Source organism: Acidovorax sp. FG48, assembly GCF_057809085.1.
Genome location: NZ_JBMDJH010000041.1, coordinates 1 through 10,446, shown reverse-complemented (window position 1 = coordinate 10,446; position 10,446 = coordinate 1). Strand labels below are relative to the sequence as shown.

Here is a 10,446-nt window from a genome sequence, read left to right as displayed (position 1 = left end):
ACAAAGTGACCCCACTTACACTGGGGACTGGCGCACTTCGTTGTTGAAACCGCCGTGTAAAACGGGCGATAGTGCTGGTTGAATATGCGCTATTAGCTATTAAATAGATAGCAAATGCACGCCGACGCGCTGATTGTGCTTACCGCATTTTTGCCGCTCTGGGCCCGAAAAATCGCTTTTTGGGCCACCGGTGCGACAATAGAGGGCTAAATGACAAGTTCCTTTTCCAATCTATCGCTGGCTGAGCCGCTGGCGCGCGCCGTAGCCGAAATGGGCTACGAGTCCATGACGCCCATCCAGGCGCAGGCCATTCCGGTGGTGCTCACCGGTCAGGACGTGATGGGCGCCGCTCAGACCGGCACCGGCAAAACGGCTGCCTTCTCGCTGCCCCTGCTGCAGCGCCTGCTCAAGCACGAGAACAGCTCCACATCCCCTGCGCGCCACCCCGTGCGCGCCCTGGTGCTGCTGCCCACCCGCGAGCTGGCGGACCAGGTGGCCCAGCAGATCGCCCTGTACGCCAAACACACCAAGCTGCGCAGCACCGTGGTGTTTGGCGGCATGGACATGAAGCCCCAGACCATCGAACTGAAAAAGGGCGTCGAGGTGCTGGTGGCCACCCCCGGCCGCCTGCTGGACCATATTGAAGCCAAGAACGCGGTGCTCAACCAGGTCGAGTACGTGGTGCTCGACGAGGCCGACCGCATGCTGGACATCGGCTTTCTGCCAGACCTGCAGCGCATCCTGAGCTATCTGCCCAAGCAGCGCACCACGCTGCTGTTCAGCGCCACCTTCTCGCCCGAGATCAAGCGTCTGGCCAGCAGTTACCTGCAAAACCCCATCACCATCGAGGTGGCCCGCCCGAACGAAACGGCCTCCACCGTGGAACAGCGCTTCTACAGCGCCAATGACGATGACAAGCGCCGCGCCATCCACCATGTGCTCAAGACCCGTGGCATCAAGCAGGCGTTCATCTTCGTGAACAGCAAGCTCGGTTGCGCCCGTTTGGCGCGTAGCCTAGAGCGCGAGGGTCTCAAGACCGCGGCGCTGCACGGCGACAAGAGCCAGGACGAGCGTCTGAAGGCGCTGGAAGCCTTCAAAAAGGGCGAAGTCGATCTGCTGGTGTGTACCGATGTGGCTGCGCGCGGCCTCGACATCAAGGACGTGCCGGCGGTGTTCAACTTCGACGTGCCGTTCAACGCCGAAGACTATGTGCACCGCATCGGCCGCACGGGCCGTGCGGGCGCGTCGGGTTTGGCGGTTACGCTGGTGTCGGGCAGCGATGCCCGCCTGGTGGCCGACATCGAGAAGCTGATCAAGAAAAAGATCGATCTCGAAGCCATCGAGTACGAAGAAGACCGCCCCCGTGGCCGCATCAATGACGGCCGCCGCGCATGGCGCGAATCGGGCGAGGCCGGAGACCCGCGCGACGTGATTCCCGCCGCCGTGCGCGAGCGCAACGAGCGCCGCGAGCCGCGTGAACACCACCGAGGCTTCCGCCCAGCGGTCGCATCGCGTGACCCCTTCTTTGAAAAGCCTTACGAACCCAGCAATGCGGATACCGCCCCCGCCTGGGAGGCCGCAGCCAAGTCGCCCGCGCGCAGCAGCATTTCGGCCAATATCAAACCCAAGCGCAAAGTGGCCGCCTTGTTCAAGGCTGTGCAGCCGGAAACCTCCACGCAATAAGCGCAAGCGCTCTCTTTGCGCTGACTGCCGTCTTGCCTGTCCCGGGCTTGTTGTCTGCCCGGGCGTCTCATCTCCCTAGCGCCTCATCTCTCTAGCCCGGCTGCTGTGCCTGCTCGCAGTGCACCTGCAGCAGTTCGCGGTCAGCCAGCGTCTTGCCAAAACGCACGGCGCTCAGGCAGCCTCCCCACACACAGCCGGTGTCCAGGCCCAGCAGGTCGCTGCGGTTGAGCCAGCCCAGCGTGGACCAGTGGCCAAAGGCCATCAAAGTGCCAGCAGTGCGCCGGCCCGGCACGTCAAACCAGGGCATCAGGCCCTCCGGGGCCGCGCTGGCGCTCTCGGTGCTTTCAAAATCCATCACCCCACCCGATGAGCAAAAGCGCATGCGCGTCAATGCGTTGACGATCACACGAAGCCGGTCTGTGCCCGTAAGGTCGTCATCCCAGTGATCGGGCGTGTTGCCGTACATGGCGTGCAGAAAGGCGGGCAAATCCGGGCTGCGCAGCACATCCTGCACCTCCTGCGCGCGTGCCAGCGTGTCTGCGGTGCTCCAGGCAGGGACCACACCTGCATGCACCATCAGCAGGCTCTGGCCGGAATACTCGTGTGACCGCACCAAGGGTTGATGACGCAGCCATTCGAGCAAAGCGCTGCGGTCCGGGGCGTCGAGCACCGAGGCCAAGGTATCGCGGCGCGACGGCTTGCGTGCGCCATGTGCGGCAGCGAGCAAGTGCAGGTCGTGGTTGCCCAGCAGGCAGCGGATGGCATCCCCCTGCTCCATGCAGCGGCGCAACACGGCGGCGGAGTCGGGGCCGCGGTTGACGAGGTCTCCGAGCAGGTACACCGTGTCCCGGCTGGCAGAAAAGCCGATGGTGTCCAGCAGGCGCCCCAGAGCGCCGTCGCAGCCCTGGATGTCGCCGATACAGTAAATAGCCATGATGGTCTGGGGTCGTAAAGGGTGTGGAGTAAAGCCTTGATTTTCTGCTGAGGCGCAATGGGCTTCGCGCGAGGCTTTTCACGTGGAGCACTGCCCCTCACTGCGCAGTGGGTGTCGGGGAGCGTGGGTTGCCTGGATGGGCGCATGCGTGTCTGCTAGCCCAGGGTGTGCCAGCATATTCAGGCCCTTGCCCGAGGTAGATAGTGCACGCCATTACATCGCAGCCGCATTTTGATGGCAGAAGCTGTGCATTTATCTGCCGTAGACGAAAAGAGGATGTGTATCGGCCGGATATTTCAAGCGCTGGGAGGGCAGGCCAACGCATTGAGCTGTATTGCTGCACATCGGAAGCGCTTTTTGAAAGTTTTATGGGGCTTTGCTGCAGGAGATAGCCTGCGGACGAATATGCCAGGCCCATTTCTGTGGTTTCTTAATGCAAATTTTTACCAGGGCATGTGGCATGCCTTCTGTTATTCATATAATCGTCCAGTCTCCAACCCTAATTCCTTATTCAGACACCATGACCAGCTACAAAGAACTTTTGAAGCAGCGTGAAGCCCTTGAGCAGCAAATCAGCGAAGCCCGTCGCCGGGAATTGGCGGATGCTGTATCCCAAGTGCGCTCTTTGGTGGCCGAATATGGTTTGACCGCCCAAGACGTGTTTCCAGCCGGCAAGGCCGCTGGCAAAACAGGCCGCAGCTCCACAGCAGGCACCAAGGTGGCTCCCAAGTTCCGCGACCCAGCCACTGGCCAGACATGGACAGGCCGTGGCAAGGCGCCCAAATGGATTCAGAACGAAAACCGCGAAAAGTTCGCCATTTGAGAATCGGCCCCCCTGTGCCCAAAAATAGCCCGCTACTGCGGGCTATTTTTTTGGGGTGGCATGGTTGGAGGTTTTGGGGCATGGCTATCGCGTCCCTTCCGGCATCTGGAGTACCGGTACATCCCATAGCCGCTAAAAATCCGCAGGCTGCTCCTATTGGGGGTTATCGCGATGCAGACCGTGCAGGCCTCAAGCTGACCATCGCACCAAACAAGTGTCGGCGTGTTGTCGGCACTCGGGCGCTCGGTGGTCAATCCGCAGCATATTGCTGTGCCATCTCCCGCAGTACCTGCGCGGTAAATGCATCGGCCGGGAAAAACGATTCCACGGCCAGTTCCTGCAAGGTCACATCCACCGGGGTGCCGAATATGGTCGTGGTGCTGATGAGGGACAACATGCCATGCACGCTTTCAAAACAAAACGGCATCACGACTCCCAACATTTCTCCGGCCATGACGAGCGGGGGCGATTCCTCGGGTGCGGGATATTCGAGCAGTTCTGCCTGTAGGGCCAGCAAGGCGGGGTCGGCCGTGGCATGAATCTGCTGGCGCAGGCGCTCGAAGAGGTGGTGGCGCCATTGCGCCAGATTGGCGATGCGTGAGGCCAGTCCGTCCGGGTGCAGGCTCAGGCGAAATACGTTGACTGGGGGCGCGAGCAGTTCGGGGCTGACATGTGCAGCCAGCAGGGCTTGTGCAGCGCGGTTGGCGGCCACCACGTTCCAGCAGCGGTCCAGTGCGATGGCGGGGCAGGGTTCGTGGCCCTTGAGGACCAATTCCACCGCCTGGCGCGCGGCGGCCAGGGCCGGGTCGTCCAGCGCGCGCTCGCGGTACATGGGGGCGTAGCCAGCCGCCACCAGCAGTGTGTTGCGCTCGCGCAGCGGGATGGCCAGGCGCTCGCACAGGCGCAGCACCATGTCGCGACTGGGGTTGGTGCGGCCGGTCTCCATGAAGCTCACGTGCCGCGTGGAGATGTCCGCCTCGTCGGCCAGCTCCAGCTGGCTCAGGTGCCGCTGCTGGCGCCAGGTGCGCAGGTGGTCCCCAAAACTGGCGGGCCCAGGTGTTGCAGCGCGGTGCGGCAGCGGGTGGCGCGGGGTGCGGCGGGAGGGCGTGGAAGGTGTGGACGTCATGCCCAGCATCCTAGGCCCAAGCTGCGCAGCGGCCATTACCTGGCACGTTATCGACGCCATGCGCCTCGGCGGCAACCATGCAGGCTTCTTCAACCCTCCAAGGAGCTTGTCATGTTCAACCTGCTGTCTTCCCCCGCCTTCTTGCGTGCCCTGGTCTGGTTCGATGCGTCCACCGGGCTGCTGCTGGGCGCTTTGCATTTGCTGCTGACGGCGTCATTGGCCGAATGGCTGGGGCTGCCGTCCGGCCTGCTGGTGGTGTCGGGCGTCTTGCTGCTGGGCTACGCAGCGCTGGCCACCCGCATTGCCCGTGCGCACACTTTGCCGCGTGGCAGCCTGTGGGTGCTGATCGTTGCCAATTTCGGGTGGGCGCTGGCCAGCCTGGCGCTGCTGCTGGGCAATGCCGTCGCACCCACATTCCTGGGCCAGGCCTATCTGGTGGTGCATGTGGTTTCGGTGGCAGTCATTGCCGAGCTGCAGTGGATGGGGGTGCGCCGCCTGCCTGCATGGGCTGCAGCCTAGTGGGCGATTGCTATAAATTTCATAGCTATCAGGGTATGTCATGTAGCGCTTGGGCGACTTTTTCCTTGAAAAGGTGGGTAACGCGTCGCCTGAGCCCTTCCGATGGGCCTTTGGGCACGGGGGCACATACCCCCAGCGATTGCACCGTCATGGGGGACTGCCAGAATAGGCGCTGTCGCCTTTTCATCAAGGAGTTCGCCATGGCCTCATCGCCCAAGCCGCCAGCCACCCCATCGTCACGGCCCGCCCGCCACGCCTTTGCCAACACGCTCAAGGGCTTCAAGACCGCATCGGGCAAGGAGGGCAAGTTCTACTCCCTGCCCGCGCTGGCCCAGCAGTTCCCGCAGATCCAGCGCCTGCCGGTGTCGATCCGTATCGTGCTCGAATCGGTGCTGCGCAACTGCGATGGCCGCAAGGTGACGCCAGAGCATGTGGAGCAACTGGCCCGCTGGGCGCCGAATGCCGAGCGCAAGGACGAAATCCCCTTCGTTGTCTCTCGCGTAGTCCTGCAGGACTTTACCGGCGTGCCGTTGCTGGCCGACCTGGCCGCCATGCGCAGCGTGGCCGCCAAGTTGGGCAAGAACCCCAAGAAGATCGAACCCCTGGTGCCCGTGGACCTGGTGGTGGACCACTCCATCATGGTGGACCACTACGGCAAGAAGAATTCGCTCGACCTGAACATGAAGCTCGAATTCCAGCGCAACCGCGAGCGCTACGAGTTCATGAAATGGGGCATGCAGGCCTTTGACACCTTTGGCGTGGTGCCCCCGGGCTTCGGCATCGTGCACCAGGTCAACCTCGAATACCTGGCGCGCGGCGTGCACAAGCGCAAGGACGGCGTCTACTACCCCGACACCCTGGTGGGCACCGACAGCCACACCACCATGATCAACGGCATTGGCGTGGTGGGCTGGGGCGTGGGCGGTATCGAGGCCGAGGCCGCCATGCTGGGCCAGCCCGTGTATTTCCTCACCCCCGATGTGGTGGGCTTTGAGATGACGGGCCAGCTGCGCGAGGGCGTGACCGCCACCGACCTGGTGCTGACGGTGACCGAGCTGCTGCGCCAGCACAAGGTGGTGGGCAAGTTCGTCGAATTTTTCGGTGAAGGCACGCGCACCCTGGCGTTGCCCGACCGCGCCACCATCGGCAACATGGCGCCCGAATACGGCGCCACCATGGGCTTCTTCCCGGTCGATGAAAAGACCATCGACTACTTCAAGGGCACCGGCCGCACCAAGGGCGAAATCGAAGCCTTCGAGGCCTACTTCAAGGCCCAGGGCCTGTTTGGCGTGCCCCTGGCCGGCGAGGTGGACTACTCGCAGGTCGTGACGCTGGACCTGGGTAGCGTGACGCCCAGCCTCGCAGGCCCCAAGCGTCCGCAAGACCGCATCGAACTGGGCAAGGTCAGCAGCCAGTTTGCCGACCTGTTCAGCAAGCCCAATGCACAAAACGGCTTCAACCGTCCGGCGGAGCTGTTGCACACGCGGTTCCACATCCACCGCGCTGCAGAAGATGTGGTGACCGATGTGACCCCTGACGGCAAGCCCACACCCGCCGGTGCGCCGCGTTCGGTGGTGGAGATGGAGGCCAACAAACCCGCGCTGGCCACGGCCCGCGACCACGCCCAGGCCACCACGCTGCCCAGCAAGGGGGCCGATCCCACGGTGGGCAACGGCGATGTGCTGATTGCCGCTATCACCAGCTGCACCAACACCAGCAACCCCAGCGTGCTGCTGGCTGCAGGCCTGCTGGCCAAGAAGGCGGTGGAGGCGGGGCTCAAGGTGCAGCCGCACATCAAGACCTCGCTGGCCCCCGGCTCGCGTATCGTCACCGAATACCTCACGCAGACCGGGCTGCTGCCGTACCTGGAAAAGCTGGGTTTTGCGCTGGCGGGCTATGGCTGCACCACCTGCATCGGCAACGCGGGCGACCTCACGCCCGAGCTGAACGAGGTCATCACCAGCAACGACCTGGTGTGCGCGGCCGTGCTGTCGGGCAACCGCAACTTCGAGGCGCGCATCCACCCCAACCTCAAGGCCAACTTCCTGGCCAGCCCGCCGCTGGTGGTGGCCTACGCCATTGCCGGGACCGTGCTCAAGGACCTGATGACCGAGCCGGTGGGCCAAGGCAAAGGGGGCAAGGACATCTACCTGGGCGATATCTGGCCCAGCAGCGACGAGGTCCATGCCCTGCTCAAGTACGCCATGAACGGCAAGGCCTTCCGCGAGAACTATTCCAAGGTGGCCTCCGACCCCGGCAAGCTGTGGGAGAAGATCAAGGGCGTGAGCGGCACGGCCTACACCTGGCCCGCCAGCACCTACATTGCCGAGCCGCCGTTTTTTGCCCAGTTTGCGCTCGACCAGGGCGCGGCGGCCGCGTCTGCGGTGCACGGAGCGCGCATCATGGCGCTGTTTGGCGACTCCATCACCACCGACCACATCTCGCCTGCGGGTTCCATCAAGGAGAGTTCGCCCGCCGGCCAGTGGCTGCTGCAGCACGGCGTGCAAAAGGCAGACTTCAACAGCTACGGTGCCCGCCGTGGCAACCATGACGTGATGGTGCGCGGCACCTTCGCCAATGTGCGCATCAAGAACCTGATGATCCCGCCCACCGCCGATGGCTCGCGCGAGGAGGGTGGCGTCACGGTGTTCCAGAACGAGGGCGCGCTGCAGGGCGAGAAGATGTTCATCTTCGACGCTGCCATGCAGTACATGGCCCAGGGCACGCCCACCGTGATTTTTGCGGGGGAAGAGTACGGCACCGGCTCCAGCCGCGACTGGGCTGCCAAGGGCACCCAGCTGCTCGGCATCAAGGCCGTGGTGGCGCGCAGCTTCGAGCGCATCCACCGCTCCAATCTGGTGGGCATGGGGGTGCTGCCGCTGCAGTTCAAGGCGGGCGATTCGTGGGAAACGCTGGGCCTGACGGGTAACGAGGTGATCGACGTGGTGCCCGACGCCGCACTCACGCCGCAAAGCGATGCGCGCCTGGTCATCCACCGTGCCGACGGCACGCGCCAGGAAGTGACGGTGACCCTGCGCATCGACACCCCCATCGAGGTGGACTACTACCAGGCCGGGGGCATCCTGCCCTTTGTGCTGCGCCAGTTGCTGGAGGGGTGAAAGAGGGCCACCGCGCCCCGTACTGATGCGTGCGCGCAACGCCAGTGCGGGGTGCTGTCCCGCGCTGTCTGGAACGGGGCTTCGGCCCCGTTTTTCATGGGACGAGTGCTCTGGTTATTTCCTTACGCGTAGATACACTTGTGACGTTGTGCGGCCATTTCGCCGGCACTGCCTTTCACCCCTTTGCCCATGCCCCCTCCCACCAGCTCTCCGACCGCGCGCATGCCCTGGTCGGATGCGCCCGCCATCACCGTGGTGTTGGTGGTGGCGTTGCTGGCGCTGGTCGTGGTGCCACTGGCGCAGATGCTGGGCGATGGGGCGGGCGCGCAGCACGGGCTGGAGCCGTTGCTGGAGCTGGTGGCGGTGCTGCTGGGGTTGCTGGTGGTGTCCGTATCGCTGCATGCCCTGGAGGCGCAGGAGCAGGCGCGCGCCAATGTGCTGGTAGTGGGCTTTGGCGTGGCGGCGGCCTGCAATTTTCTGCACGGCGTGCTGGTGCATTCCGGCCCCGTGCACATGCCCCCGGGCAGCGCCGACATGTCGCTGTGGCTGAGCAGTTGGGCGCGTGTGGCCGAGGCGCTGACCCTGGGGCTCACCGCCACGCGCTTGTCGGCCCCCGGCCCGGCCCGCGCGTGGCTGGCGGCAGCCGGGGGCGTCACGCTGGTGCTTGCGGGATCGGCGCTGGGGCCGCTGCCCCAGTGGTTTGCCCATGCTGCAGACGGGGCTTTGCGTCAGGTGGTGGCCGTGGGGCTCGCCCTGGCACTGGCCGCCAGTGCGGTGTTGTTATACCGCCGCAGCCGCAGCGAAGAGGCGCCGCGCGAGCGCCTGTTTGCCTGGGCGGCCGGTGCCTTCGTGTGCGGTGAGGTCACCGTGGGCTCGCTGGGCGGGCATTCGACGCTGGGTGGGGTCTTGTCCCATGGCTTTCGGGTGGTGGCGTATGCGCTGCTGTACCAGGCGGTGTTTGACGCAGGCATTCGCCGCCCGTTTGCACGCATCCAGGAGGCCGAAAGCCGCTTGCGCGAGAGCGAGGGGCGTCTGTCACTGCTCGGGCGCAACCTGCCGCACAGCGTGTTGTTCCAGATCGTGCGCGAGCTCGATGGCCGGGTGCACTTTGTGCACATGGGAGACGCCATCGAGCGGCTGAACGGTGTGCGGGTCGAAGATGTGCTGCAGGACCCGCGCGTGCTGTACCGGCAGATCCTTCCGGAAGACATCGACCGCCTGCGCCAGGCGGAGCGCCAGTCCTACCTGTCCATGACCAGTCTGGAGGCGGTGTTTCGGGTGCGCCGCACCGACGGCCAGGTGCGCTGGATGCACCTGAGTTCGTCGCCGCGCCGGCTGCAGGATGGCCGGGTGCTGTGGGATGGTGTGCAGACCGACATCACCGCCCACCACCAGGCCGAAGAGGCCGCGCACGCCCAGCAGGCGCTCATGGCCAACACGCTGCGCCATGTGCCGGGCGGTGTGTCGCGGATTGACCGGGACTTGCGCGTGCTGTACGTCAATGAGCAGCAGGCCCGCTGGCTCTACACCACGCCCCAGGCGCTGGAAGGACAGCGGCTGCAGGATGTGATCCCGCCCGAAGTGTTCGCGCGCATCCACCCGCACCTTGAAAAAGCCTTTGCGGGCGAGACAGCGGTGTTCGAAAACCGCATTGACGGCCCCGACGGCACCCAGTTCCGCCACACCACCATCGCCCCCGAGAGCGTGACGGCGCAAGGGGTGGCAGCCGTGGTGCTGTTTGCCTACGACTTGACGGCGCTCAAGCGCATCGAACAGGAACTGGCCCAGCAGAAGGCGCACCTGGCCAGCGTGGTCAACGCCATGCCGGACATGGTGTTCATGAAGGACACCAACGGGGTGTACCTGTCGGTCAACCCGGTGTTTGAGCGTTTTGCCGGCCGGCCGGAGAGTCAGGTCGTGGGCTGCAGCGACTTTGACCTGGTGGCGCCCGCCGACGCCGAGCGCTTTCGCAAATACGACCAGCGCGCCATGCAGGCCTGGCAGCCGCTGGTGTACGAGGAGACGCTCACCTTCGCGGAAGACGGCTACCAGGGCCAGTTCGAGACCATCAAGACCCCCATTCGCGACTTGCACGGCCGCGTGACGGGCATTCTGGGCGTGTGCCGCGACATCACCGACCGCAAGCTGGCCGAGCAGGAAATCGAACGCCTGGCCTTCTACGACGCCCTCACGGGCCTGCCCAACCGCCGCCTGCTCCTGGACCGCCTGCAACGCTCCATCG

Annotated in this window: 7 protein-coding genes; 5 read left to right on the top strand and 2 right to left on the bottom strand. The window is 64.6% G+C overall.

Annotated features, from left to right (window positions below; all coding sequences use genetic code 11):
* Positions 1–210: 210 nt before the first annotated feature.
* On the top strand, positions 211–1,683 hold the full coding sequence (locus tag ACODSU_RS25115; protein ID WP_488845665.1) for a DEAD/DEAH box helicase: 1,473 nt from the start codon (positions 211–213) through the stop codon (positions 1,681–1,683).
* Positions 1,684–1,774: 91 nt separating this feature from the next.
* Here ACODSU_RS25115 and ACODSU_RS25110 read toward each other — a convergent pair whose 3' ends face one another.
* On the bottom strand, positions 1,775–2,617 hold the full coding sequence (locus ACODSU_RS25110) for a symmetrical bis(5'-nucleosyl)-tetraphosphatase (RefSeq protein WP_488845663.1): 843 nt from the start codon (positions 2,615–2,617) through the stop codon (positions 1,775–1,777).
* 520 nt (positions 2,618–3,137) lie between these two features.
* Here ACODSU_RS25110 and ACODSU_RS25105 point away from each other — a divergent pair.
* Entirely contained in the window at positions 3,138–3,440 is a 303-nt protein-coding gene (locus ACODSU_RS25105; protein WP_488845661.1) for an H-NS histone family protein, read from the top strand.
* A gap of 250 nt (positions 3,441–3,690) precedes the next feature.
* Here the strand turns inward: ACODSU_RS25105 and ACODSU_RS25100 are convergent, their stop codons facing one another.
* Positions 3,691–4,566 carry a helix-turn-helix domain-containing protein gene (locus ACODSU_RS25100; RefSeq protein WP_488845659.1) on the bottom strand — a complete coding sequence of 292 codons (876 nt, stop codon included), beginning with the start codon at positions 4,564–4,566 and terminating at the stop codon, positions 3,691–3,693.
* Between the two features lie 111 nt (positions 4,567–4,677).
* Here ACODSU_RS25100 and ACODSU_RS25095 point away from each other — a divergent pair, with 111 nt between their 5' ends.
* The 3 genes from ACODSU_RS25095 to ACODSU_RS25085 form a co-directional block, all read left to right on the top strand.
* The gene (locus ACODSU_RS25095) at positions 4,678–5,085 is read left to right on the top strand and encodes a hypothetical protein (protein ID WP_488845657.1); all 408 of its coding nucleotides are present in this window, start codon (positions 4,678–4,680) and stop codon (positions 5,083–5,085) included.
* 200 nt (positions 5,086–5,285) lie between these two features.
* Positions 5,286–8,204, top strand: a complete 2,919-nt coding sequence (locus ACODSU_RS25090) for an aconitate hydratase (RefSeq protein ID WP_488845655.1) — start codon at positions 5,286–5,288, stop codon at positions 8,202–8,204.
* Between the two features lie 189 nt (positions 8,205–8,393).
* Positions 8,394–10,446: PAS domain-containing protein (locus ACODSU_RS25085; RefSeq protein WP_488845653.1), on the top strand; the 2,053-nt coding region annotated here is incomplete at its 3' end.

Excerpts from the sequence above, each read along its gene's own strand:
- ACODSU_RS25115 (WP_488845665.1), top strand. The coding sequence starts at position 211 with ATGACAAGTTCCTTTTCCAATCTATCGCTGGCTGAGCCGCTGGCGCGC.
- ACODSU_RS25110 (WP_488845663.1), bottom strand. The coding sequence starts at position 2,617 with ATGGCTATTTACTGTATCGGCGACATCCAGGGCTGCGACGGCGCTCTG.
- ACODSU_RS25105 (WP_488845661.1), top strand. The coding sequence starts at position 3,138 with ATGACCAGCTACAAAGAACTTTTGAAGCAGCGTGAAGCCCTTGAGCAG.
- ACODSU_RS25100 (WP_488845659.1), bottom strand. The coding sequence starts at position 4,566 with ATGACGTCCACACCTTCCACGCCCTCCCGCCGCACCCCGCGCCACCCG.
- ACODSU_RS25095 (WP_488845657.1), top strand. The coding sequence starts at position 4,678 with ATGTTCAACCTGCTGTCTTCCCCCGCCTTCTTGCGTGCCCTGGTCTGG.
- ACODSU_RS25090 (WP_488845655.1), top strand. The coding sequence starts at position 5,286 with ATGGCCTCATCGCCCAAGCCGCCAGCCACCCCATCGTCACGGCCCGCC.